This is a genomic window from Klebsiella sp. GW_Kp181 (assembly GCF_040062315.1).
GTDB lineage: Bacteria > Pseudomonadota > Gammaproteobacteria > Enterobacterales > Enterobacteriaceae > Klebsiella > Klebsiella oxytoca.
This window is the reverse complement of record NZ_JBEAFR010000045.1, coordinates 39,511-65,249: the sequence shown is the minus strand read 5'-3', so window position 1 is coordinate 65,249 and position 25,739 is coordinate 39,511. Positions and strand designations below refer to the sequence as shown.

General features: G+C 58.2%; 18 protein-coding genes and 1 pseudogene. 10 read left to right on the top strand and 9 right to left on the bottom strand.

The window, feature by feature from the left end:
- Positions 1-46 precede the first annotated feature (46 nt).
- The 3 genes from mtnN (at position 47) to ABLV11_RS08865 (ending at position 2,342) form a co-directional block, all read left to right on the top strand.
- Positions 47-745: a 5'-methylthioadenosine/S-adenosylhomocysteine nucleosidase gene (mtnN, locus tag ABLV11_RS08875; protein WP_004107960.1), complete on the top strand. Its 699-nt coding sequence runs from the start codon at positions 47-49 to the stop codon at positions 743-745.
- Positions 738-1,538, top strand: a complete 801-nt coding sequence (gene btuF / locus ABLV11_RS08870; protein WP_017144950.1) for a vitamin B12 ABC transporter substrate-binding protein BtuF — start codon at positions 738-740, stop codon at positions 1,536-1,538. The genes mtnN and btuF overlap by 8 nt, the downstream gene beginning before the upstream one ends.
- 180 nt (positions 1,539-1,718) lie before the next feature.
- Positions 1,719-2,342 carry a TRIC cation channel family protein gene (locus ABLV11_RS08865; protein WP_004107962.1) on the top strand — a complete coding sequence of 208 codons (624 nt, stop codon included), beginning with the start codon at positions 1,719-1,721 and terminating at the stop codon, positions 2,340-2,342.
- An 87-nt stretch (positions 2,343-2,429) separates the two neighbouring features.
- Here the strand turns inward: ABLV11_RS08865 and erpA are convergent, their stop codons facing one another.
- The gene (gene erpA, locus ABLV11_RS08860; RefSeq protein WP_004098733.1) at positions 2,430-2,774 is read right to left on the bottom strand and encodes an iron-sulfur cluster insertion protein ErpA; all 345 of its coding nucleotides are present in this window, start codon (positions 2,772-2,774) and stop codon (positions 2,430-2,432) included.
- 81 nt (positions 2,775-2,855) lie between these two features.
- A complete protein-coding gene (clcA, locus tag ABLV11_RS08855) occupies positions 2,856-4,274 on the bottom strand; it encodes a H(+)/Cl(-) exchange transporter ClcA (protein WP_148721406.1) in 1,419 nt (472 codons plus the stop codon).
- Between the two features lie 180 nt (positions 4,275-4,454).
- Here clcA and hemL point away from each other — a divergent pair, with 180 nt between their 5' ends.
- Positions 4,455-5,735 carry a glutamate-1-semialdehyde 2,1-aminomutase gene (hemL, locus tag ABLV11_RS08850; protein WP_004107964.1) on the top strand — a complete coding sequence of 427 codons (1,281 nt, stop codon included), beginning with the start codon at positions 4,455-4,457 and terminating at the stop codon, positions 5,733-5,735.
- A 277-nt stretch (positions 5,736-6,012) separates the two neighbouring features.
- A pseudogene (locus ABLV11_RS08845) lies at positions 6,013-6,160 on the top strand (Rpn family recombination-promoting nuclease/putative transposase); the annotation flags it as partial.
- A gap of 113 nt (positions 6,161-6,273) precedes the next feature.
- On the opposite strand, the gene fhuB reads toward ABLV11_RS08845, so the two are convergent.
- The 5 genes from fhuB to mrcB form a co-directional block, all read right to left on the bottom strand.
- Positions 6,274-8,256 (bottom strand): Fe(3+)-hydroxamate ABC transporter permease FhuB, encoded by a 1,983-nt coding sequence (gene fhuB / locus ABLV11_RS08840; RefSeq protein WP_224329792.1) that lies wholly within the window; start codon positions 8,254-8,256, stop codon positions 6,274-6,276.
- Positions 8,253-9,143, bottom strand: a complete 891-nt coding sequence (gene fhuD, locus ABLV11_RS08835) for a Fe(3+)-hydroxamate ABC transporter substrate-binding protein FhuD (protein ID WP_016808882.1) — start codon at positions 9,141-9,143, stop codon at positions 8,253-8,255. The genes fhuB and fhuD overlap by 4 nt, the downstream gene beginning before the upstream one ends.
- Positions 9,143-9,940, bottom strand: a complete 798-nt coding sequence (gene fhuC, locus ABLV11_RS08830; protein WP_348855288.1) for a Fe3+-hydroxamate ABC transporter ATP-binding protein FhuC — start codon at positions 9,938-9,940, stop codon at positions 9,143-9,145. The genes fhuD and fhuC overlap by 1 nt, the downstream gene beginning before the upstream one ends.
- Positions 9,941-9,985: 45 nt before the next feature.
- On the bottom strand, positions 9,986-12,190 hold the full coding sequence (gene fhuA / locus ABLV11_RS08825; protein WP_348855287.1) for a ferrichrome porin FhuA: 2,205 nt from the start codon (positions 12,188-12,190) through the stop codon (positions 9,986-9,988).
- A gap of 274 nt (positions 12,191-12,464) precedes the next feature.
- Complete coding sequence (mrcB, locus tag ABLV11_RS08820) at positions 12,465-15,017, bottom strand: bifunctional glycosyl transferase/transpeptidase (protein WP_004107974.1); 2,553 nt, start codon at positions 15,015-15,017, stop codon at positions 12,465-12,467.
- Between the two features lie 572 nt (positions 15,018-15,589).
- Between mrcB and pulS the strand changes: the two genes are divergently transcribed.
- Positions 15,590-15,967, top strand: coding sequence for a GspS family T2SS pilot lipoprotein variant PulS (gene pulS / locus ABLV11_RS08815; RefSeq protein WP_004107976.1), 378 nt, complete (start codon positions 15,590-15,592; stop codon positions 15,965-15,967).
- A gap of 29 nt (positions 15,968-15,996) precedes the next feature.
- Here pulS and gspB read toward each other — a convergent pair whose 3' ends face one another.
- Entirely contained in the window at positions 15,997-16,521 is a 525-nt protein-coding gene (gene gspB / locus ABLV11_RS08810; protein ID WP_126488482.1) for a type II secretion system assembly factor GspB, read from the bottom strand.
- Positions 16,522-16,592: 71 nt separating this feature from the next.
- Entirely contained in the window at positions 16,593-19,865 is a 3,273-nt protein-coding gene (pulA, locus tag ABLV11_RS08805) for a pullulanase-type alpha-1,6-glucosidase (protein ID WP_126488481.1), read from the bottom strand.
- 353 nt (positions 19,866-20,218) lie between these two features.
- Here pulA and gspC point away from each other — a divergent pair, with 353 nt between their 5' ends.
- The 4 genes from gspC to gspF are packed head-to-tail and all read left to right on the top strand — an operon-like array spanning position 20,219 to position 25,735.
- Positions 20,219-21,058, top strand: coding sequence for a type II secretion system protein GspC (gene gspC, locus ABLV11_RS08800; protein WP_126488479.1), 840 nt, complete (start codon positions 20,219-20,221; stop codon positions 21,056-21,058).
- Entirely contained in the window at positions 21,059-23,041 is a 1,983-nt protein-coding gene (pulD, locus tag ABLV11_RS08795) for a GspD family T2SS secretin variant PulD (protein ID WP_053064619.1), read from the top strand.
- Positions 23,038-24,531 carry a type II secretion system ATPase GspE gene (gene gspE / locus ABLV11_RS08790; RefSeq protein WP_126488477.1) on the top strand — a complete coding sequence of 498 codons (1,494 nt, stop codon included), beginning with the start codon at positions 23,038-23,040 and terminating at the stop codon, positions 24,529-24,531. The genes pulD and gspE overlap by 4 nt, the downstream gene beginning before the upstream one ends.
- 1 nt (position 24,532) lies before the next feature.
- Positions 24,533-25,735 (top strand): type II secretion system inner membrane protein GspF, encoded by a 1,203-nt coding sequence (gene gspF, locus ABLV11_RS08785; RefSeq protein WP_017144958.1) that lies wholly within the window; start codon positions 24,533-24,535, stop codon positions 25,733-25,735.
- Positions 25,736-25,739: the final 4 nt, after the last annotated feature.

Here is a 25,739-nt window from a genome sequence, read left to right as displayed (position 1 = left end):
GCATGATAGACTATGCCGCTAAAACCCACACATCGCGAGTAAATCTATGAAAATCGGCATTATTGGCGCAATGGAAGAGGAAGTTACCCTTCTGCGCGACAAAATCGACAACCGCCAGACTATCACTATCGGCGGCAGCGAAATCTACACCGGCCAGCTTCAGGGTATTGACGTCGCTCTGTTGAAATCGGGTATCGGCAAAGTTGCCGCCGCCATGGGCGCGACCCTGTTGATGGAACACTGTAAGCCGGATGTGATTATCAACACCGGTTCTGCGGGCGGTCTGGCATCAACCCTGAAGGTCGGCGACATCGTCGTTTCCGACGAAACGCGCTATCACGATGCGGACGTTACCGCGTTTGGCTATGAGTATGGTCAGCTGCCGGGCTGTCCGGCCGGTTTCAAAGCCGATGAGAAGCTGATTGCCGCCGCAGAGACCTGCATCAAAGCGCTCAACCTTAACGCGGTACGCGGGCTCATCGTCAGCGGCGATGCTTTCATCAATGGTTCCATTGGTCTCGCAAAAATCCGTCACAACTTCCCGCAGGCCGTCGCGGTAGAAATGGAAGCCACGGCCATCGCGCACGTCTGCCACAACTATGGCGTACCTTTTGTAGTCGTTCGCGCCATCTCCGATGTTGCCGATCAGCAGTCGCATCTCAGCTTCGACGAGTTTCTCGCCGTTGCCGCGAAACAATCCACCCTGATGGTGGAAAACCTGGTGCAGCACCTGGCCCGTGGCTAAGTCGTTTATAACGGCGCTTGCCGCCCTGCTGCTGCTCGCCCCGGCGTGGCTTTTCGCCGCGCCGCGGGTGGTGACGCTCTCTCCCGCCAATACAGAACTGGCGTTTGCCGCCGGCATTACGCCAGTTGGCGTCAGCAGTTATTCCGATTATCCCCCTGAAGCCGCAAAGATAGAGCAGGTCTCCAGCTGGCAGGGGATGAATCTGGAACGTATCGTCGCCCTCAAGCCCGACCTGGTGCTGGCCTGGCGCGGCGGTAACGCTGAGCGGCAGGTCAATCAGCTAAGCTCGCTCGGGATAAAAGTCATCTGGGTCGAAACGTCGACCATTGAAGACATTATCGCGACGCTTCGCCAGCTGGCGCAGTGGAGCCCGCAGCCGGAAAAGGCGCAGCAGGCGGCGCAGAATATGCAAAGTGAGTACCAGAAGCTGAAAGCCCGCTATGCCAACGTGCCGAAAAAACGCGTTTTTTTACAGTTCGGCGCCAACCCTCTCTTTACGACCAGCAAAGGCTCGATTCAGGATCAGGTTCTGACGCTGTGCGGGGGAGAAAACATTTTTGCCGCCAGCCGGGTTCCCTGGCCGCAGGTTAGCCGTGAACAGGTGCTGGCAAGGCAGCCGCAGGCTATCGTTATCGCCGGCGATGCCAGTAAACTTCCCGCCGTTGAGCGCTATTGGCAGAATCAGCTAAAAATTTCTTTTATTGCGCTACATGGCGACTGGTTTGAACGCGCGAGCCCACGTATTATCCTCGCCGCAAAACAACTCTGTACTGCGCTCGAACAGGTAAAATAATCACCTGATAGCCCAGGTGCTCAGAACCTATCCCACCAGGCGCTATTGTTGCAGACAGTCTGGAACACAGCGAGGAACAACCGCAGCGTACACGCAGTACGTGAGGTTCGTCAGCGCTGACCAGGGTCAAACTGGCAAATGAAATAGCCTGATGGGGTAGACTATAAGTGGGAACTGACGATGCTTGTCTATTGGCTGGATATTATTGGCACCGCCGTGTTTGCCATCTCTGGCGTCCTGCTGGCTGGAAAGCTGCGCATGGACCCTTTCGGCGTGCTGGTATTAGGCGTGGTGACCGCAGTGGGCGGCGGAACCATTCGTGATATGGCCCTTGCTAACGGCCCGGTATTTTGGGTTAAAGATCCTACCGATCTGGTAGTGGCGATGGTCACCAGCATGCTGACTATCCTGCTGGTGCGCCAGCCGCGTCGGTTACCGAAATGGGTGTTGCCGGTACTGGACGCCGTCGGCCTGGCAGTATTTGTCGGGATCGGCGTCAACAAAGCCTTCCTTGCTCATAGCGGACCGCTGGTGGCCATCTGCATGGGCGTCGTCACCGGCGTCGGTGGAGGGATTATTCGCGACGTGCTGGCGCGCGAAATCCCGATGATTCTGCGTACGGAAATCTACGCGACCGCCTGCATCGTTGGCGGTATTGTACACGCAACGGCGCACTACACTTTCCAGGTTCCGTTAGAAAACGCGGCGATGTCAGGGATGGTGGTTACGCTGGTGATTCGGCTGGCGGCAATCCGCTGGCACCTGAAGCTGCCAACGTTTGCGCTTGATGAGAATGGACGGTAATAAAAGCAAAACGGTAACCTTAACGTTACCGTTTTTAATGTTTGCTCCCTCTCCCTGTGGAAGAAGGGGCTCACGATCGCACTATCTTTAGACGCTGAATGAGGAGCCGCAGCCGCAGGTGCTTTTCGCATTCGGGTTGGTCACGATAAAACGCGAACCTTCCAGTCCCTCGGTATAATCGACGGCGCCGCCGACCAGATACTGCAGGCTCATTGGGTCAACCACCAGGCCGACGCCCTGCTTCTCGATAGTCATATCGCCTTCGTTAACCTGATCGTCAAAGGTGAAGCCGTACTGGAAACCGCTGCAGCCACCGCCGGTGATGTACACGCGCAGTTTCAGGTTCGGATTGTCTTCATCCGCAATCAGGTCTTTTACTTTAATCGCTGCGGCTTCGGTAAACTCCAGCGGCAACGCTACGTCATCACTCATTTTATGCTCCCATTGATACTTCTGACCGGTTAAAGAATAACCCGACCTTTTGAGCCATTATCTAATACCCGAGTAAATCGTTCAAGTATTCTCCCCGCCGACAGGCTGCGCCCTGGCTTCCTGTTCCGCTTTTTGTTTTGCGAGAGTACGCTGCAGAATAGTCGAGTATAAAGGCTTACCGCCGAGGAATTGTGCCAATAGTGTTGCGCCGAGGCAGGTAATAATCATTGGCAAAATGAGCTGATAATTATCGGTCATCTCCAGCACCAGCACGATACCGGTCAACGGCGCGCGGACTGAGGCGGCAAGCAGCGCCCCCATACCGGCAATGGCAAAGGTTCCCGCATCCAGATGATACGCCGGAAACAGCGGCATCGCCGCCATACCAAACGCCGTACCCAGCAGCGTCCCCAGCGCCAGCATCGGGGCAAAAATTCCGCCCGGCGCGCCGGAAGAGAAGCAGAGCAGCGTGGTAATCACCCTCGCGATAAAAATAAACAGCAGCAGGCCAACGGAAAAATTGCCCGCCGCGGCGATGGGGATCAGGTTAAATCCGCCGCCGGACGCTGCCGGCTGAATCAGTCCCAGCACGCCGCAGCTACCGCCGATCAGGCCGCCAATCAGCACCCATTTCTTGATGTTGCCGCCGTGAATCCGCTGGAACATATCCTGGGTACGCAGCACCAGAGTATTAAACAACGGACCCACGCAGCCAAAAATCATCCCAAGGATCAAATACAGCCACAGCGTGTTGACCGGCGCATTGCTGAGCTTACCGACCTCGATAACTGCTTTATCGCCATTGAAGATACGGAAAACGATGGTTGCCATAATCACGCCGGTAAACACGGCTTTAATGGAGATCAGGTTGTAGCGAAACTGCGGGCGCATCTCTTCAATAATAAACAGAATCCCGGCCAGCGGCGCGTTAAAAGCGGCGGAGAGCCCCGCGGCGGCGCCGGTCGCCAGAAGCGTATGACGCGCTTCCGGACTGCGCATGCGGAAGACGTCCACCACCATGCGCCCAAGATTGCCCCCAAGCTGCACCATCGGCCCTTCGCGCCCCAGCACCATCCCCGCGCCCAACGTGCCCATGCCGCCGATAAACTTCACCGGCAGCACGCGCCACCAGCGAACGGGACGCAATTCCTCCAGCGCGCCTTCAATTTCCGGGATCCCGGAGCCGCCTGCTTCCGGCGCAAAACGACGGACGAGGAAATAGCCCACCATCGCCAGCAAAGCGGAGAGGATAAAAGCCAGCGGCCAGACCAGAAACCAGTGGTCTGCCACCTCTACCAGCGCGCCAATGCGCACGTTTTGCACCCAGTTGACGCTTTTCTCAAACGCGACGCCAACCAGCCCCGCCAGCGTTCCGACAACGGCCGCCATCAATAACACCGCCAGCGGCGTTTTATCACGCTGAATCAACCGACGCACGGCATCGCTGCGGCGAACGCGTACGAACTGATGTGCTGAAGAAGAGGGATTTTCTGCTTTCATGCCATTATCAATGATTAGTAATACAAATAGAAAGAAGGGCATTCTAGCCAACCGGACAGGCTCCGTCGTCAAAAAAATGCGCTGCGCCCCCATTGTTTCAATTGGGCAAAACTTTCATAACCTTCCTGGAATAACTTAGAATAGTCGACAAAACATTTTTCACGAACCAGGACTCCGGTAATGAGCAAATCTGAAAATCTGTATAATGCTGCGCGTGAACTTATCCCCGGCGGCGTGAACTCTCCGGTACGCGCCTTCACCGGCGTCGGCGGCACACCGCTGTTTATTGAGCGCGCCGACGGCGCATATCTCTACGACGTCGATGGTAAAGCGTATATCGATTATGTCGGCTCCTGGGGCCCAATGGTGCTGGGCCATAACCATCCGGCAATCCGCAATGCGGTTATTGAAGCTGCTGAGCGCGGCCTGAGCTTTGGCGCGCCGACGGAGATGGAAGTTAAAATGGCGGCGCTGGTCACCGAACTGGTCCCGACCATGGATATGGTCCGGATGGTGAACTCCGGTACCGAAGCCACTATGAGCGCCATCCGCCTGGCACGTGGCTTTACCGGTCGCGACAAAATTATCAAGTTCGAAGGCTGCTACCACGGTCACGCCGACTGTCTGCTGGTGAAAGCCGGTTCAGGCGCGCTGACGCTTGGCCAGCCGAACTCGCCGGGCGTGCCGGCGGATTTCGCCAAACACACCCTGACCTGCACCTATAACGATCTGGCCTCGGTCCGCGCTGCGTTCGAACAGTATCCACAGGATATTGCCTGCATCATCGTTGAGCCGGTGGCCGGTAATATGAACTGTATTCCACCGCTGCCGGAGTTTCTGCCGGGCCTGCGCGCGCTGTGCGACGAATTCGGCGCGCTGCTGATTATTGATGAAGTCATGACCGGCTTCCGCGTGGCGCTGGCGGGCGCGCAGGATTACTACGGCGTGGTGCCGGATTTGACCTGCCTTGGCAAAATCATCGGCGGCGGTATGCCGGTTGGCGCATTCGGCGGTCGCCGCGAGGTGATGGATGCCCTTGCTCCGACCGGCCCGGTTTACCAGGCAGGTACCCTCTCCGGCAACCCCATCGCCATGGCGGCAGGTTTCGCCTGCTTAAGCGAAGTGGCGCAGCCCGGCGTACATGAGACGCTAACTGAACTCACCAACCAGCTGGCACAGGGCCTGCTGGACGCCGCTCGCGATGCCGGTATTCCGCTGGTGGTGAATAACGTCGGCGGCATGTTCGGCATTTTCTTTACCGATGCGCCAAGCGTGACCTGCTACCAGGACGTGGTGAAGTGCGATGTAGAACGGTTTAAACGCTTCTTCCACCTGATGCTGGAAGAGGGCGTCTACCTGGCGCCGTCGGCGTTTGAAGCGGGCTTTATGTCTATCGCTCATAGCGAAGAGGATATCGACAATACCGTCGCCGCAGCGCGTAACGCCTTCGCGAAGCTGTAACCCTGATTGCCGGGACTGCCCAGTCCCGGCAATATCTCTGTCATCTCGCCGCAAAGCCTCAATTTGCGTGGGTTCACGCATAACAATCTGCAAGCGCGATCGCTTCGAAAGATTGTCATCATCCCGCCTCGTAGAACCCAAAATCGTCGGCAGACAATGGGCAGGCAAAAGCAGATTCTCAGCGGAAACTCAGCCGCAAGGATTGCTCAGAATGACAACACAATCGTCCCCTACACCACATGACGCCATTTTTAAACAGCTACTGGTCCATACCAATATGCAGCACCGGCGTATTGCGATCCTGGAGCTCCTGCAGAAGCATATTCGCCAGCGGGATCTCATGTTGCTGCTCGAGCATGCTTAACGCGGGATACACTACCGCCGAGCAGCTAAAAGTGTTTTTTAGCTATATGGGGCAGCGCGGTCGTGACGGAAAACGAATTAGAGCAGTTGCAGAATTCCGCAGTTAGTCCTAACTGAATCCGGGCAAAAAAGGGATAACATCGCGATGACCGCCGGGCATCGCGATGATGAAAAGCTACCGACTCTGCTTTCTCAACAGATAGATAAAGTACGGCGCGCCGATAAACGTCGACAGCAATCCCGCCGGGATCTGATACGGAAACATCAGCATCCGGCCGCACCAGTCGGCGAACACCAGCAGCACCCCGCCAATCAGGCCGGAGATCGCCATATGCGGCATCGTACGCCGGAATCCCATCATACGCGCAATATGCGGCGCCATTAATCCCACGAAGCTGAGGGGGCCAATCGTTAGCGTTGCGGCCGCGGTCAAACATGCCGCCAGCAGCAGTAGCCCGATACGTGACGGCGTCAGCGCCATGCCGACCGCCTTCGCCGCCTCGCCGCCCAGCGGCAGAATCGTCAGCCAGCGACGGCAAAATGGCGTCAGCGTAAGCAGAACAAGCATCACCGCGCCGCTGCGCATCACGAGTTCCGGCGTGGCGCTGTAGGTTGAGCCGGAAATCCACGTCAGGATCTGCGCCATTCGCGGATCGCCGCTGGCCTGCAGCATCATCAGCAGCATGGTAAACGCCGTGCTCAGCGCCATCCCTGCCAGCAGCATGCGATGCGGCGAGAACCCGCCGCGCCCGGCGGCAATCAGGATGATCAGCAGCGTCGCCGCCGCTCCGAGGCTACCGGCGGGCAGCAGCCAGCCAAAGGCATTCCCCGGCACAAAGAACAGCATCACCACCACGCCAAACGCCGCGCCTGAGCTGATGCCGAGCACTTCCGGACTGGCCATCGGATTACCGGTCAAACGCTGGATAATGCAGCCCGCTACCGCCAGCATTACGCCAGCGAACAGCGCCGCCAGAATGCGCGGCCAGCGCCAGGGCATTAGCTCATCCAGTAGCGTACCGCTGGCCCAGTGCCAGCCCTGCGCATCGCGGCCGAAAGCCAGCGCAGCGACGATGGCCAGCAGCAGCAGCGCCAGCCCGCCCAGCGCGAACCACAGCACATGTTGCCGTTCAGCCTGCACCCTGGCGCCGCCGTTCATCACCGGCGCGCTAATGCTGCGCAGGCGCGGCAGCAGCCATAGCAGCAGCGGCGCGCCAATCAGGGCGGTTACCGAACCGGTGGAGACTTCCATCCACACCCGGGCCAGCCAGAGGATAACCTGATCGGAGAGCCACAGCAGCAGCGCGCCAATCAGCGCCGCCAGCAGCAGGCGCGATAGCAGACGACGAGCGCCCAGCATCTTCGCCAGCAGCGGCGCGAACAGGCCGATAAAGCCAATAATCCCCACCGCATTCACCAACAGGGCGCTGATGACAATCGCCAGGGTCAACGCCCCCAGCCGTGCCAGCGAGAGCGCCAGTCCGAGGTTGCGCGCCACGCCGTCGTCCAGCCCCATCAGGGTCAGCGGACGCAGCAGCAGCAGCGTTAAAATGGCTCCGCCCAGCAGCTGCGGCCACAGTCGCTGCGCCACGCTCCAGTCGGTCTGGGTCAGGGTTCCGGTGCTCCACAGGAACATACTTTGCAGCTGATCGTGATGGAAGATCGCCATCAGTTGATTAAGCGCGCCGCAGTACAGGCTGACTATCAGCCCAGCCAGAATCAACGTCACCGGCGAGAGGCGTTTGCCCCACGACACACCAAACACCAGCGCGCCGACAATGCACGCCCCGGCAAGCGCGGCGAACTGCGACGCCAGCACGCCAGGGATCGCCCACAGCGTGGTGACCGTCATGCCCAGCTGCGCCCCGGTCGCTACGCCGAGCGTCGTCGGTTCCGCCAGCGGGTTACGTAGCACCTGCTGGAACAGCACGCCCACCAGCCCCAGCCCGGCGCCGACGAGCAACGATATAACCAGCCGCGGCAGCAGGCTGTAGTGGAACAGCATCTGAGCGATATTATCGATATTAGGCTGCCACAGCGCCTGCCCCCATTCGCTTCGCGGCAGCACCACGTTGAGGTTGAACAGCGTCAGCGCAGCAGCGACGATAAGCAGAGTTAACAGCAGAGATGTCGCCAAAGGCGAAATACGCGATCTCACACAGGGCCCCCCTGAGCGTCGGCCAGCACGCGGGCAAAATGCATCGCCGATAGCGTCGCGCCATAGAACCACACCGCCGGGACGCGCTGAAAACGCCCTGCGCGAACAAACGGCATCGCTTGCCACAGCGGCGTCGCCGTGAGCTGCGCCATCTCCCGCGCATTGCCGTGATCGAAGCAGATAACGTCGGCATCTCTGTAGGCCGCCAGCCGGTCAATACCGACGGTGACGCTGCCCCAGAAGGTGGTCTCGCCCTGCCAGGCATTTTTGATGGCAAAGCGGTCGAGCACTTCCTGGAACAGACAGTTCTGCGCAAAGACCAGCACGTGGCGGGTATCAAGCAGGGTAATCATCAGCAGCGGGCGATCGCCGCGGCGGGCAAAGCGCGGACGCAGGCTCTCCATCAGCGCGTCAAATTCCGCCAGATGGCGCTTCGCTTCCTGCTGCCTGCCGATCAGGTCAGCCATTTCGCTAAGCGACTGCTGAGCCATCATCAGCGGACGCTTGCCGTCGCTGAAGGTGAATCCTCGTCCGGGCGCAATACGCGCCAGCTTTTCCGCCGCCGGGCCGTACCCTGCCGACCAGACCAGAAACGACGGCTTCATCTGCGTCAGCAGCTCCAGATTGGGTTCGGTGCGCAGCCCAACATCAATCACCGAATCAGGCAGCGCCGGTTCATTGACCCACAGCCTGTAGTTAGGGATATCGGCAACGCCGTAGGGCGTGACGCCCAGCGCCAGCAGCAGCTCTACCGGCAGCCATTCGAGCGCGACAATACGCTGCGGATCAACTTCCGCCGCCCGCGCGCCGCGCATCTGCCACAGCAGCGGCGACAGCGCCATCGCGGTCAGCAGGCGCCGCCGCGTGATGAGTGTGAGGTTTTCCATCAATAGACAAAACTTACCGGCGCTGCGCCAGCCGGATGCGGCAGGATCCCCATCGGGATACCGTAAATTTGTTCCAGAGTTTCGCTGCGCATCAGCTCCGCGGGCGTTCCCTGAGCGATCATTTCACCGCCGCGCAGCGCAACCAGATAGTCGCAGTAGCGCGCCGCCATATTGATATCATGCAGTACGGCGATCACCGTCAGCCCGCGCTGCTGGCTCAGGCGATGAACCAGCGCCAGCACATCCACCTGGTGGGCGATATCCAGCGCCGAGGTGGGTTCATCGAGCAGCAGGCAGCGGCTATCCTGGGCCACCAGCATGGCAATCCACGCGCGCTGGCGTTCGCCGCCGGAGAGGCTGTCCACCAGCCGATGGGCCAGCGGTTTTAGCCGGACCAGCGCAATCGCCTCTTCCACTTTTTCCCGGTCCGCCGCGCCAAAACGCCCCAGCGCCCCATGCCACGGGTAGCGGCCGATAGCCACCAGTTCACGCACCGTCATGCCTTCCGCCGGGGGCAACTGCTGCGGCAGATAAGCCACCTTGCGGGCAAAGGCTTTACTGCCCCAGCTATCGAGCGGCTGACCGTCAAGCAAAACCTCCCCGTCCGAAGGCGGCTGATGGCGGCCAAGCATTTTTAGCAGCGTCGATTTGCCGGAGCCGTTATGGCCAATCAGGCCCGTGACTTTTCCCGCCGGGAAGGTTAACGACAGAGGATGCAGCAGCGTTCGGCCGGGCACGCGGAAGGTCACGCGGTCCAGTGAAAACGTCGTATCGGAGTGCGGAATGTTTTCCTGCATAACGGAACCTGGTAAGAGGCGCGGCGAACCGCGCCCGTTAAGTGGTTAGAAACGGAAAGTCGCGGTCGCCACAACCTGACGCTCAGCGCCCCAGTAACATGCGTATTCGCTGTAGCAGCTGGAAACGTATTCACGATCGAACAGGTTATTGACGTTGACTCCGATCGACGAGCCCGGCAAACCAAAGCGCGCGAGATCGTATTTCACGGTGGCATCCATTAACGCGTAGCCCGCGACGTTGAAGGAGTCGTCTTTTTTCCCGGTCGAAGTATCGTTTTTGTAATAACTCACCGTTGAACCGACATAGCGAGCACCGGCGCCCACCGTCAGGCCGCTAAGCGCGGTTTCGTGGAAAGTATAATCTGCCCACAGCGAGGCCATATTGCGCGGGACTTCTGCCGGGCGCTTGCCGTTAAAGGTGGTGTCGTGCTGGTACTGAGCATCCGTATAGGTGTAAGAAGCCGTCACGTTAATATTGGCATTAACCGCCGCTTTCGCCTCCAGCTCAATCCCGCGAGAGCGGATTTCGCCCGTCTGGATACTGAATGAGGAGTTGTTCGGATCCGCCGTCAGGTTTTTATCTTTGGTCAGCTGATATACCGCGGCGGTCAGCACCACCGGCATATCCTTCGGTACGTACTTCACGCCGGCTTCATACTGCTCGCCGTGGGAAGCATCGAAAGGTTTGCCATCCCGCGACGATCCGGAAACCGGCTCAAAAGACTGGCTGTAGCTGAAGTATGGCGAGATACCATTATCAAACAGATAGTTAATGCCGCCGCGCCAGGTGAATTGCTGATCGTGATTTTTGGCGAGGGTATTCGCAGGGCGCGTCAGGGTTGAAGCCATCGCATAGTCGTAGCGGCCCCCCAGCGTCATCACCCACTTATCCCACGCCATCTGATCCTGGGCATAGAGACCGGTCTGCTCCATACGGTTCAGCACTGAATAGGGGAAGTTAACGCTCACGTTTGAATTGCCATACTGCGGGTTCTGCATATCAATCGCGGAAGCCGTCCCGTAATCCGCGTTCACATCATTGCGCATGCGCGAATAGTCTACGCCGGTTAACAGGGTGTGCCCTACCGCGCCGGTAGCGAAATCAGACTGCAACTGGGTATCAACGGTAAACGTATTAAGGTTCTCATCGGAGCGAACATACGCACGGTTGATTTTGCCTGTCGGCGTATATCCGTTGCCATAGACTGAACGATACAGAGTATGGACGTTGGCATAACGCAGGTTCTGACGCACGGTGAAAGTGTCATCGAACTGATGCGAGAAGCTGTAGCCAACCATCTGCTGACGGCGAGACATCTTATTATTCGCTTCGCCTTCGTTAAAGTCCGTCGGCAGCTTATGCGCCTTACCGTTGGCGTCGTAATAGGGTACTACCGTCCCTTCACGCGGCAGCCAGCCGTAATACCCGGCATACGGATCGCTCTGGAAATTACTCAGGAAAGTGAAGTCCGTTTTGTCATCCGGACGCCAGCTAAAGGAGGGAGCGACCGCATAGCGGGTTGATTTCGCCATCTGCTGCTGGGCATCCTGGCTGCGGCCTAAACCGGTCAGCCGATATGACCACACGCCGTCTTCATCAATGGCATCGCTGAAATCAAAGCCCGTCTGCCACAGGTTATCGGTACCCATTTTAAACTGGATTTCTTTCAGCGGTTCAGTCGTCGGACGCTTGCTGACCATGCTGACGATACCGCCAGGGTTGCTGTTGCCGTACAGCACCGACGTTGGCCCACGCATCACCTCAACACGTTCGAGGAAATAAGGGTCCATCGATACTTCAGAATAGTTATTACCCTGCAGCTTCATCCCATCCAGATACTGGTTGGTATTCACCGTTGTTGACGTGGTGAAACCACGAATCGTCACCACATCATAGGTGGTTGAACTGCCGCGGGTCGAGAATACGCCTGGGGTATAGGCCAGCGCTTCTTTGACCGTCGTTGGCTGCTTCATCTCCATTTCCTGGCGGGTCACCACGGAAATAGACTGCGGCGTTTTTTCGATGGGTGTATCGGTTTTTGTTGCGGTAGCCGAATGTTTCGCCGCGATGGTCGCTGCCGGTCCCCAGGCGCTCTCCTGCGGAGCCGGAGCGGCGGTTACGGTAATGGTTTCTTCTTTCGGTTCAACTGCCGCCTGTGCATAAACAGACATGCCGCTAACCGCCGTGGCTACTACAGCTGCGATTTTACGCAGCGAGTGATTTGGCTGAGCAGTTTTAAGACGCGCCATGGGTATATCTCTGATAGAAGTGAATGATAACGTAAACGAGAATTATTATTATAACGGCTGACATAATAGGCGAAACGAGCGCGGCAAGGCAAGAAATATGCCCCCTGCGGGCTATCAAAGGATGAATAAATAACCAGACGGTAATTGTGGGGTTATAAGGCTGTTAATTAATTTACAGATATAAAAAGGCCCTCTAATACTGAGGTATTAGAGGGCCACTATTCCTGCACCCACTCAACCAACAAGGCGCCGGCTTTCAGGATGCAACGACGAGTTAATTACCGCCGAACATATCTTTAATCCAGCCCGCTACGCCATCGCTCTTCTCCTGCTTCGGCGGTTGCTGCTGATTTTGCTGCTGTTGCGGCTGTTGCCCGGACTGATTGAACGGATTATTCGCCTGCTGCTGCTGGAGCTGCTGCTGTTGAATCAGTTCGCCCTGGCGACAAAGCGCGTCCGGCGAGGTCGTCCATACCGGAAGCGAACGCATGCCGCCGCTACAGACAAAGTTACCGCTGCTATCGACGCCCATATCCACCACATCTTCCGGCGGAGTCAGGACCAGCGGAGTCGGCGTCTGGTTAGCCAGATAGCGCTGGTAAATCGACATTGCGCCGCTGGCGCCGTACAGCTTAGTCGGCTGGTTATTATCGCGTCCCACCCAGGTAATGGTCACCTGACCGCCGTCAATACCGGCAAACCAGGTATCAACGTTGTTGTTGGTGGTCCCGGTTTTACCCGCCAGATGCAGGCCCGGATACTTCGCGCCCAGCTGACGACCGGTACCGCGCTGCACCACCTGCTGCATAGTCCAGAGCGTCATATAAGCCGCCTGCGCCGGTACCGCCCGTTCCGCCTGCGGATAGCTTTGATAGAGTACGGTACCATCTTCAGCGATCACCGAACGCAGCGCTGACAGCGGTGCGCGGTTGCCACCGCTGGCAATGGTCTGGAACGCCTGCGCCACTTCAATCGGCGTCAGGTTCAGCGCCCCCAGCAGCATAGAAGGAACCGCATTCAGCTGATTCCTGGGCGCGCCCAGCTTAGTCCAGGTATCAACCACCGCCGGCAGGCCCAGCGCCATCCCGAGATTCACCGTCGGCACGTTCATTGAACGCGTCAGCGCGTCAACCAGCATCACCTTCCCGCTCTCGCTGTAGCGACGATCGTCGTTCTGCGGCGACCATGTCTGGCCGTTAGACAGACGAATCGAGATAGGCGCATCGGCGATCCAGGTATTGAGACGATACTGATTCGGCTGACTTAGCGCGGTCAGATAGGTCGCCGGTTTTGCCAGCGAGCCAATCGAACGGCGCGCCTGCATTGCGCGGTTATAGCCAGCAAACTGCGGCTCCGCCCCGCCGACCATCGCCCGTACTTCGCCGGTGAAGCGGTCGACAACCACCATCGCGGTTTCCAGATCCGGTAGCTTACGCTGTTTCTTCAGCGCCGGAATACCCTCTATCGCCGCTTTTTCCGCCGCATCCTGCGCCACGGAATCGAAGGTGGTAAAGATCTTCACGCCGGAGAGATCTTTGACTTTATCGCCCAGTTTCGCCTGCAGCTCCTGACGCACCATCTGCATAAACGCCGGCTGCGGAGAGATCACCCCACCGCGCGGCTGTACGCCCAGCGGACGCGCGCTGAGCATGTCATACAGCTCCTGATCGATAACCTGCTGCTGCTGCAGAAGACGCAGCACGAGGTTGCGTCGCTCCAGCGCCAGCTTCGGGTTACGCCACGGGTTGTAAACCGACGCGCCTTTTACCATCCCCACCAGCAGCGCCTGCTGATCGAGGCTGAGCTCTTCCACCGGACGACCAAAGTAATAGAGGCTCGCCAGCGGGAAGCCGCGGATCTCGTTATCGCCGCTCTGACCGAGGTACACCTCGTTCATGTACAGCTCAAGGATACGATCCTTGCTGTAGCGGGCATCGACGATCAGCGCCATATAGGCTTCGTTAATCTTGCGCCAGTACGAACGTTCGCTGGAGAGGAACAGGTTCTTCACCAGCTGCTGGGTCAGCGTACTCGCCCCCTGCACCGTACGACCGGCGGTCAGGTTAGCCAGCACCGCACGGCCAATGGAGTAAAGGCTGATGCCGTCGTGTTCGTAAAAATGGCGGTCTTCCGTCGCCAGCAGAGTATCCACCAGCAGATCCGGGAAGCCGTTGCGCTTCACAAACAGACGCTGTTCGCCGTTAGCCGATTGCAGCATGGTGATCAGGCGCGGATCGAGACGGAAGAAACCGAACTGGCGGTTATTATCCATGTTCTCGATGGTGTCGAGACGATCGCCATTAAAGGTCAGACGCGCGCGCACCTGGCCTTCTTTACTGTCCGGGAAATCGAACGGACGGCGGATCATCTCGATACTGTTGGCCTGTACCGTATATTCCCCCGGACGCGTCATCGCGCTCACCTGGCGATACTGCGTCGCGTTGAGCAGGCGCACCATTTCGTTTTTGCTGATCTGCATATCCGGCTCAAGGTTGACCATCCGGCCATAAACCGCCGCGGGCAGATCCCAGACTTTCCCGTCAATGCGGCTGCGGATTTTCTGGTCAAGGTAGACGCCATAGGCGGCAATCAATACCGCACAGACGACCCCAATTTTAATCAGCAGCCACAGCCAGGTGCGTTTACGACGAGGGGGTTTACCGCCTTTGCCTTTTCCTTTCCTCGGCATCGGTTTTTCATCCTCATAGTCATCATCGTAATCGTCGTCGTAGTCCTCTTCCCGAACCCGACGGCGAGTTACCTTTTGTTTTGCCGGGCGCGAGGGTCTCCCCTTACGTCCGATCGGCTCGCGGTCATCTCCCGCCATGCTTTTTCTCCGCAACTTACAGGCGTAAAGGCCTGATTCTCAATGTTTCCCCGGATGGGGGAAAGAAGAAATCTCTCAAATTGCCGCCCGAAGGTGTTGTTTTTCAGGCAACCATTTATGGACTGCGCGACGCATTATCATGTCGCTCGCATGATTTTCACTTTAAAAATTCACCATACAAATCACATTGTTACACGCTTCATCGACAGAATTATTCGGGACACGGAACGGATTGTCCAGGGAATACAGGATAGCACTAAACCGCGACATTCTTAACCAGCATTTTACATCCTCGCCGGGCAACCTCAGGGAAATTGTGATGTTTTTTAACAACATAAAAATGTGCGCCCGTAACGTTCTGCCGGCCGCAGAAAAAAACCGAAGCAGTTAGGCCGGAAAATATTATTTCCGCCGGAAAACAGAAACGACCCAGATGAAAGAAAATGAGATTTAAAAGAGCGCAATGATAAAAACGCGAGCCACTTAACATTTATAATTTGGCAGATTTTCTGATGACTGCCGAAAAATATTTGTTAAACTGTCAGCCAATTAATTTTTCTGCTTAATAGATTATGCGCAACTTTATTATATTTCCGCTTATGGCGGTTGCCCTGCTCTCAGGCTGTCAGCAAAATCGTCAGACAACCCTGAGTCCTGCGGTTAGCGGTGAGGCTCAGCTTGAGCAGCTTGCCTCCGTCGCCGCCGGGGCGCGCTATCTGAAGAATAAATGCAACCGCAGCGATCTGCCTGCCGATGACGCAATTAACCGTGCGGCAATAAACGTCGGTAAAAAACGCGGATGGGCAAATATTGATGATAATCTGCTGAGCCAGCGCAGCGCGCAGCTATATCAACAGCTCCAGCAGGATAGTACCCCGGAAGCCACAAAATGCAGCCAGTTTAATCGCCAGCTGGCGCCATTTATTGATAGCCTGCGCGGCAATAAATAGCGATTATTTTAATTCCGCTCGCGCTATTTTTATTCTTCCTGCGGACTCTCCTCAATCGTCCCGCCCGGCCAGTCATCCAGCGCCGCGAGGGTAAACGTTTTACCGTTGAAGCTAAAGACGGTGAGATCCTGCTGGATCTGCTCGATAACCAGATTCGCCAGCGGCGAGTCGCCCTCCTTCCAGGATTGTCCGTTTAATACAATGCTGCGTTTCTCCGCCAGGGTGGCGTAGACGTGCGCGCTGTAGCGCAGAGGCGGCAGATGATCTTCATCGATCGGCGCCTCCGCAAGGGCCTGCGTTTCTGGCCCGGCTTTAACCGGCTTGACGGCAGTTTTGACCGCCGGTTGATTCAGCGGCACTAACGCCGCATGGGCTACCGGCTGCGTTATCGGCTGCGGGACGGGTTTATTCCGCCACTGCTCGCCGCCAAACCAGCCGAGCGCAATCAGCAGCGCGGCATACAGCGGTACGGTCACGCAGGGAATTTGCACCATTTTCCCGCCCCCCGCCGGGGGACTGGACGGCGGGTACGGTTCTTGCTCACGAACAAGCACGGATTTCTCCTTAATCAGGACACGCCATCCCGGCCCGCGGTTTGTACGCCGCGGGCCGGGAGGTTAAGGTCTTACTTGCTGCTGACCGGCAGCCCCGCACCCTGAGCATCGCCCTGCGGCATTTCCAGCACCGCCACCGACCATGCCGGCAGGGTGACCGCGCCGTCTACGGCAATCTGCACGCCGTGAGCCAGCGAATTTTCGCCCGCCGCCTGCTGGATCGCGCTCAGCTGCAGCGTCTCACCGGCAAACTCATTCAGCGTACGGCTTTCCGGCGCAGCGTTGATCGCCACCACCAGGCCGTCAAGACGGCTATCCAGACTGGCGCCCGCTTTCACCCCGTCATCCACGGTCATAATCAGCAGACCGGCCTGCTGGTCTGAACCGGTATTACGGAAATCAACGCGCTTCATCACCGCGCTGCCCTCACCTAAGGTGAACAGCGGCGAGGATTTACGCAGCTCGGTCAGCTCCTGGTAGAAGGCGGTCATCTGCTTCAGCTCCGCTTCGCCCGGAGCGGCAACCATATCTTTGACGCGCGAAATCACGTCATAGTTACTGCCGTCATCGCTGATGCGCGGCATACCAACGTTGTAGTTATTGTCCTGCAGGGAATAATCCACACGGTTAAACCAGTCGCCGGAGTCGTAGGAGTCGCGGGTAAAGGATTTCGAGCGCAGCAGTTCAGAACCCTGCTGGTCGAAAGCGATCCCCTGCCCGAGCATCACCGTCGCCAGCGAAACGGCCTGCATGCGAACGCGGGTCGCCAGGTCGGCTTCCTGGGACGCTTTATAGCTGATCATATCCCACAGCGTCTGGTTGTCGTGCTTCGAAACATAGTTGACGACTTCCGTCGGATCTGCGGCATAGCCGCCAGGCGCGCCGTTATAGTCAATTTCGCTGCCTTTCTTCACCGCGCCGTCTTTGTCGATCATCACAAAGTCAGCAAGGTTACCGGCCATCCCCAGACGGGTCAGATCGGCCAGATGACGGACCTGATCATCGTTCAGGCTGGTGAGCTCGTTTGGTAATACGCCAGCGCCGCTGCCAACGCCCTGGTTTTGACGCAGCGCATCGCCGGAATCAAACGGGCCGCCGCCGCGCACGGAGTCGCGCAGACGATCGGAGAACGTCCCGATACCGGTGCCTTTCAGATTGATCTGCGAGGCGATTTCAAAGCGGTCGCTCTGGTTTGAATCCCAGCCTTCACCAAAGAAGTAGATATCCGGATTCAGGGCTTTAATGCGCTCCCACGCCGAGAGAATTTGCGCTTTCGGGTGATAGCCCATCAGATCGAAGCGGAAACCATCGATTTTATAATCCGTGGTCCATACCGCCAGCGAGTCGGCAATCAGCCTGGCGAACATCCGATGCTCCGGCGCAGAGTCGGAACAGCAGGTGGCGGATTCAACGCTGCCGGTGGTTTCATTCAGACGCTGATAGTACCAGGGCACTATCTTATCCAGCACCGACGTGCGGTCGGTCGGACCCGCGGCATTGGTGTGGTTATATACCACGTCCATGATCACGTTCATCCCCAGATCCTGCTTGATCGCCTGAATCATGGTACGGAACTCTTTGATGCGCGTCGTGCCTTCCGGATCGGTCGCGTAGGATCCTTCCGGAACCGTGTAGTGGAACGGATCGTAGCCCCAGTTATAGGAGTCGGTCTGCGCCACCAGCGTATTCAGCGCCTGTACCTGCGGATTATCCTGGCTATCGCTCTGCCTGAGCTGGTTCAGCACCTCCTCCACGGTGGAGCCGCTGTCGCAGTATCCGGCGAATTCACTGCTTTTCACCGCGCTGTTCACTTCGCACAGGCGGCTGAACGGCTGCTGAATATCGGCGACTTTGTCACTGAACTCGTTCACCGTCGCCAGATCGAAGACCGGCAGCAGCTCGATGTGCGTGACGCCTGAGGCGGAGAGCTTCTTCAGATGCTGTACCATATTGCTGTCGCCGGCGGTCAGCGCGAGATATTTACCGCGCAGTTCGGCCGGAACGGTCTGGTCCCAGGCGGAGAGATCGCGAATATGCGATTCATGGATCGTCATCTTCGCTAAATCCGCTTTTGTCTTCTGGGCATGCGGCATCGTCAGGCTATCCCAGCCGTCAGGCTTCAGGGCGCTGTCGTTGAGATCGACCACCTGGCTGTACTCCGAGTTGGTCGACAGGCTATGCGCATACGGGTCGGTGACTTCATACTGTTCAACCTTGCGCGACTGCGGGTGATAAACCGTCATCGCATAGCGGTAGAACGCGCCTTTCAGATCGCTGCCCCCCTGCCACGACCACGCGCCGGAAGCGCTGTCGCGGGCCATAGGATGGCTGCCAATCACTTTTTTGTCCGCGCTGTAGACCACCACATCCACCTGCTGAGCGGTCGGCGCCCAGACGCGGAAGGTGACGCCGCCGTCGGTCAACTGCGCGCCGTAGCTCAGCGCTTCCGCCGCTTCGGCATAGGTGTCATCCAGGACGCCCGCCGTCTGCACCTGGGTGGCGGAAATCAGGATCCCGTCCTCTGCGGCGGCAATGGCGACCGTTTCGCCCTGCAGCAGCTCGTCAACGTTCGCATTGTCCGGCAGCTTAAAAGCCGCATAGCTGGAAAGATGCGGGAAACGCATGCTGACCTGCTGATTGACCGTAGTCGGCGTTAGTTTCAGGTAACGGTCGGTAAATTTGCCTTCGCCATCCGCCGCCACTTTACTGCTGTGGCTGTAGTAGAGGCGCACAATGGGCTTGTCCTGTCCGCCCGGCCACAGCAGCGTATTTTTATCGACCCAGTGGGCTTCGGCCAGCGCGACGCCAAAAGCGGCGCGGAAAGCGTTGGCGCGGGAGTCATAGACCGCGCTGTTACCGGCGATCACCGATACCGTACGATCGGTGAAGTCGCCAAACGCCACCCGCAGATCGCTATCGATCAGTTTATTGGTGCCGTCGCGAACGATGACGTTGATACAACCGCTCTCTTTGTTGAGCGGAATAACCCAGTACGGGCCATATTTATCGCTGCCGCTCGGGGTGGTGCTGACGTCATTCCAGTCCGCTACCGGCGCGCTGAGCGCATCGCAGGTTTCGTTATTCCACAGATAGAGGTTTTTGCTGCTGTAGTCCGCCGCGCTGTTGCTGGTGATGCCGGCAATATCCACCAGGTGGATGACCGCCTGGTTTTCTGCCGCCGTGGCCGCTTCGCCGGGTACGGCAACGTCAGGTAAACGTACAACCACATCCTGATTACCAGGAGTGTCGGGATTTCCAGAGGAAGAAGAAGAGGATCCGTTATCGCAGCCGCTAAGTAAAACCAGCGATCCCAGAACCAGGGCATTACGGGTATATCTGAGCATTCGATAGTCCCTATACATGCTGATTAAATTATATGAAGTGATATATACGCGAAACTATTCCTGGCGCACTTAAGCACCATAAAAAAATAACGAGCATATCTTTAAAGCGTCGATAATTAGATATTCTTGCTCTCTCCGGTTCAATCATCCGTTCGCTCATTGTGTGGGGGCGTAGGCGGCCGGAGGAGAAAAAATAAAAAGGGAATGACGACCGCAATAGCCAAACTCTTTATCATTCGCAGCGACCTACGCAGATTCCCGCAATAAGCACGCTCACCATAAAAAAAATCCCCACCAATATCGGTAGGGCGGTACCTTTTACTGAGGGAAATAGAATGAGCAAAGGAATAAAAATGCCTAATTCCGTGATGAGATTAACAATATCAAATAAAAAAATAATTAATTACGTGCCTCATATTGTGACGTTCATCATATTATTTTTTATCTGCCAGCAGCTCGCCCAATTAACCTGGAAAATAATTCTCCCGGTAAACTTTACGGATAACGCATTAAGCTCTGCCGATACGACGGTGCCCGCCGCGCCCTCCCCGGAAAAGGCACTGCCGCGCTTTACGCTATTTGGCGTGGCGGAGAAAACGCCCTCCTCCGCAAACGGCGACAACCTCGAGCAGGCGCCCGTTTCGGCGCTCAAACTGCGCGTAACCGGCCTGCTCGCCAGTACCGATCCCTCTCGCGCCATTGCTATCATGATGCAGGGGAATCAACAGGTTAGCCTCGGGATTGGCGATAATACGCCGGGCGGAGAGGCGAAAATTGTCGCCATTTTCCCCGACCGCCTGATTGTTAATTACCGCGGCACAAATGAGGCTATCCCGCTGTTTAACGACCCGCCCGCCGCCGGCAAAAATAGCGCCGCGCCGCCAGCCGGCCAATTGGCGCAGGAGCTCCGCGCGCAGCCGCAAAATATTCTTCATTACCTCAATATTTCGCCGGTCATGGTCAACGACAAGCTCAGCGGATATCGCCTGAATGCGGGAAAAAAACCGGCGTTATTTCGCCAGGCGGGTCTCAAGGAAAACGATCTGGCGATTGCCCTGAACGGCCTGGATCTCCGCGATAAAGAACAGTCTCGCCAGGCATTAGCTCAGCTACCGGAATTAACCGAAATAACCCTTACCGTTGAACGCGACGGCCAGAAACAAGATATTTCTCTAGATCTGAGGGATGAATAATTGATCATCACCAACATTACCCGCCCATTTTTCCTGACGCTGCTGATATTCGCCGCGCTGATATTCAAACCGGCCGCGGCGGAAGAGTTTTCCGCCAGCTTTAAAGGCACCGATATTCAGGAATTTATCAATACGGTCAGTAAAAACCTGAATAAAACGGTCATTATCGATCCCAGCGTACGCGGCACCATTACCGTACGTAGCTACGATATGCTCAACGAAGAGCAATATTACCAATTTTTCCTCAGCGTCCTCGATGTCTATGGCTTCGCGGTGATTAATATGAATAACGGCGTCCTGAAAGTCGTTCGTTCGAAGGATGCGAAAACCGCCGCGGTGCCGGTGGCGAGCGATGCCGCACCGGGTACTGGCGATGAGGTCGTCACCCGCGTCGTGCCGCTGACTAACGTCGCCGCCCGCGATCTCGCGCCGCTGCTGCGCCAGCTTAACGATAACGCCGGCGCGGGCAGCGTGGTGCACTATGAACCCTCCAACGTCCTGCTGATGACCGGCCGCGCGGCGGTGATCAAGCGTCTGTTGACCATCGTCGAACGCGTCGATAACGCCGGAGACCGCAGCGTGGTGACAGTTCCCCTCTCATGGGCCTCCGCCGCCGATGTGGTCAAGCTGGTGACTGAACTCAACAAAGATACCAGCAAATCGGCCCTGCCCGGCTCGATGGTCGCCAACGTGGTGGCCGACGAGCGCACCAACGCGGTGCTGGTCAGCGGCGAGCCCAACTCGCGCCAGCGGATCGTCGCCATGATTAAGCAGCTCGACCGCCAACAGGCGACGCAGGGCAACACCAAAGTGATCTATCTGAAATACGCCAAAGCCGCCGACCTGGTCGAAGTGCTGACCGGCATCAGCAGCACGATGCAGAGCGAAAAGCAGGCCGCGAAGCCGGTGGCGGCGCTGGATAAAAATATTATTATCAAAGCGCACGGACAGACCAACGCCCTGATTGTCACCGCCGCCCCTGACGTGATGAACGATCTTGAACGGGTAATCGATCAGTTGGATATCCGCCGTCCACAGGTGCTGGTGGAGGCGATCATCGCCGAAGTGCAGGACGCTGACGGTCTTAACCTCGGCATCCAGTGGGCCAATAAAAACGCCGGGATGACCCAGTTCACCAACAGCGGTCTGCCAATATCTACGGCCATCGCCGGGGCCAACCAGTACAACAAAGACGGCACCGTCAGCAGCTCCCTGGCCAGCGCCCTTAGCTCCTTCAACGGCATTGCCGCCGGCTTCTACCAGGGCAACTGGGCAATGCTGCTCACCGCACTCTCAAGCAGCACCAAGAACGATATTCTCGCGACACCGAGCATTGTCACCCTCGACAACATGGAGGCCACCTTTAACGTCGGCCAGGAAGTCCCGGTGCTGACCGGCTCGCAAACCACCTCCGGCGATAACATCTTCAATACCGTCGAGCGTAAGACCGTCGGCATCAAGCTGAAGGTAAAGCCGCAAATTAACGAAGGCGATTCGGTCCTGCTGGAGATCGAACAGGAGGTATCGAGCGTGGCGGATGCCGCCTCCAGCACCAGTTCGGATCTCGGCGCAACCTTCAATACCCGTACGGTGAATAACGCCGTGCTGGTCGGCAGCGGCGAAACGGTGGTCGTCGGCGGCCTGCTGGATAAAAGCGTCTCCGACACCGCCGATAAAGTCCCTCTGCTCGGCGATATCCCGGTGATTGGCGCGCTGTTCCGCTCCACCAGCAAAAAGGTCTCCAAGCGCAACCTGATGCTGTTTATTCGTCCAACGGTGATCCGCGACCGAGACGAGTACCGTCAGGCTTCATCCGGGCAGTACACCGCGTTTAACGACGCCCAGAGCAAACAGCGCGGCAAAGAGAACAACGACGCGATGCTGAGTAACGATCTGCTGGAGATCTACCCGCGCCAGGATACCGCCGCGTTCCGCCAGGTCAGCGCCGCCATCGACGCGTTCAATCTGGGAGGCAATCTATGATGCCCGCCGCTGAACGACGTCCGCTGCTCCCCTTCAGCTACGCCCGCGCGCACAACGTGATACTCCTGAACAACGGCGCAAGCTGCGAGGTTTTCTGCCTTGCCGCCACCGCGCCGCAGGCGCTACTGGAAGCTCGCCGGGTGGCCGGGATGCCGTTCAGCCTGGAACGACTGGAAGCAGAGGCGTTCGAAAAGCTGCTGGTGCTGAGCTATCAGCGCGACTCCGCCGAGGCGCGGCGCATGATGGCGGATATCGGCAACGAGCTGGATCTGTACACCCTTGCCGAAGAGCTGCCGGACACCGACGATCTTCTGGATAGCGAAGACGATGCGCCGATCATCCGCCTGATTAACGCCATGCTCACCGAGGCTATCAAAGAGAAAGCATCGGATATTCATATCGAAACCTATGAACGCCACCTGCAAATTCGCTTTCGCGTCGACGGCGTACTGCGCGAAATCCTGCGCCCCCAGCGCCGCCTCGCCGCGCTGCTGATCTCGCGCATTAAGGTGATGGCGAGCCTTGATATCGCCGAAAAACGCATTCCTCAGGATGGGCGCATGGCGCTGCGTATTGGCGGACGCGCCGTCGATGTCCGCGTCTCCACCCTGCCGTCGAGCTACGGCGAACGCGTGGTGCTGCGTCTGCTCGATAAAAACAGCGTTAATCTCGACCTGCTGACCCTCGGGATGCCGCCCGCGCTGCTCCAGCAGGTAGATGGACTGATCGCCCGCCCGCACGGCATCGTGCTGGTGACCGGGCCGACCGGCTCGGGAAAAAGCACCACCCTCTACGCCGCGCTAAGCCGCCTCGATGCCCGCGAGCGCAACATCATGACCATTGAAGATCCTATCGAATATGAGCTGGAGGGCATCGGTCAGACTCAGGTTAACGCGAAAGTCGATATGACCTTTGCCCGCGGGCTGCGCGCCATTTTGCGCCAGGACCCTGACGTGGTGCTGGTGGGCGAAATCCGCGACGGCGAAACGGCGCAAATCGCCGTTCAGGCCTCGCTAACCGGCCATCTGGTGCTCTCAACGCTGCATACCAATAGCGCGCTGGGCGCCATCTCGCGCCTGCAGGATATGGGCGTCGAGCCTTTTCTGCTCTCCACCTCGCTGCTGGCGGTGATGTCGCAGCGGCTGGTGCGACGGCTCTGCCCGCACTGCCGCCAGCAGGAGCCGGCCAATGCCGATACCGCCCGCCAGATGGAGATCGCCCCCGGCACGGCGCTCTGGCAGCCCCGGGGCTGCGCCGAGTGCGGCTTTACCGGCTATCGAGGACGTACCGGCATTCACGAACTATTGCTGGTGGACGATCGCGTGCGCATGGCTATCCACCGCGGCGAAAACGAGGTGACGCTGATCCAACAGCTAGGAGCGGACTATGTCACCCTACGCCATGCCGGGCGGGAAAAGGCGCTGGCGGGGATCACCAGCTGGCAAGAGGTCCTGCGGGTCACCGAACAGCAGATCGCGGAGGCCTCCTGACATGGCGCTTTTTCGCTATCAGGCTGTTGATGAAAAGGGTAAAACCCGGCGCGGCATCCAGCAGGCGGATTCCGCCCGCCACGCGCGCCAGCTGCTGCGGGATAAGAACTGGCTGGCCCTGGATATTGCCCCGGCTGCCGGCGGCGGGCAACCGCGCTTTATCCGCCGGACTAACGCCCGCGATCTCGCCCTCGTCACCCGCCAGCTGGCGACGCTGGTCGCCGCCGCCATCCCGCTGGAAAAAGCGCTCGACGCGGTGGCTCAGCAGTGTGAGAAACCGCAGCTGAAAACCCTGATTGCCGGCGTGCGCGGCAAAGTGCTGGAAGGCCACGCGCTGGCGGAAGCGATGCGCGGCTACCCTGGCTGCTTCGACGCGCTCTACTGCGCGATGGTCGCCGCCGGCGAAGCTTCCGGCCATCTTGATGGCGTACTGAACCGGCTGGCGGACTACACCGAACAGCGCCAGCAGCTGCGCGCCCGGCTGCTGCAGGCGATGATTTACCCCATCGTGCTAACCCTGGTGGCGGTCAGCGTGATCGTCATTCTGCTGTCGACGGTGGTGCCGAAGGTTGTCGAGCAGTTTATCCACCTTAAGCAGGCGCTGCCGTTTTCTACCCGTCTGCTGATGGCGATGAGCGATATGCTGCGCGCCGCCGGTCCGTGGCTGCTGCTCGCCGCCATGCTCATGGCTCTGCTGCTGCGCTACCTGCTGCGGCAGCCGGCAAAGCGGCTGGCCTGGCACAGACTGCTGCTGCGCCTGCCGTTGATTGGCCGGGTCGCGCGCAGCGTTAACAGCGCCCGCTACGCCCGTACTCTGAGCATTCTCAACGCCAGCGCCGTTCCGCTGCTGCTGGCGATGCGCATCAGCGCGGAAGTATTAAGCAACGCCTGGGCTAAGCGCCAGCTCGAAGCCGCCAGCGACGCGGTACGCGAAGGCGTCAGCCTGCATCGCGCGCTCGAAATGACCCAGCTTTTCCCGCCGATGATGCGCTATATGGTCGCCAGCGGCGAACAGAGCGGCGAGCTCAACGACATGCTGGCGCGCGCGGCAGATAACCAGGACCGGGATCTGAGCGCGCAAATTCAGCTGGCCCTCAGCCTGTTTGAACCCCTGCTGGTAGTGGCGATGGCCGGCATGGTGCTGTTTATCGTCCTCGCCATTCTGCAACCGATACTGCAACTCAATACCCTGATGAGTATGTAATTGT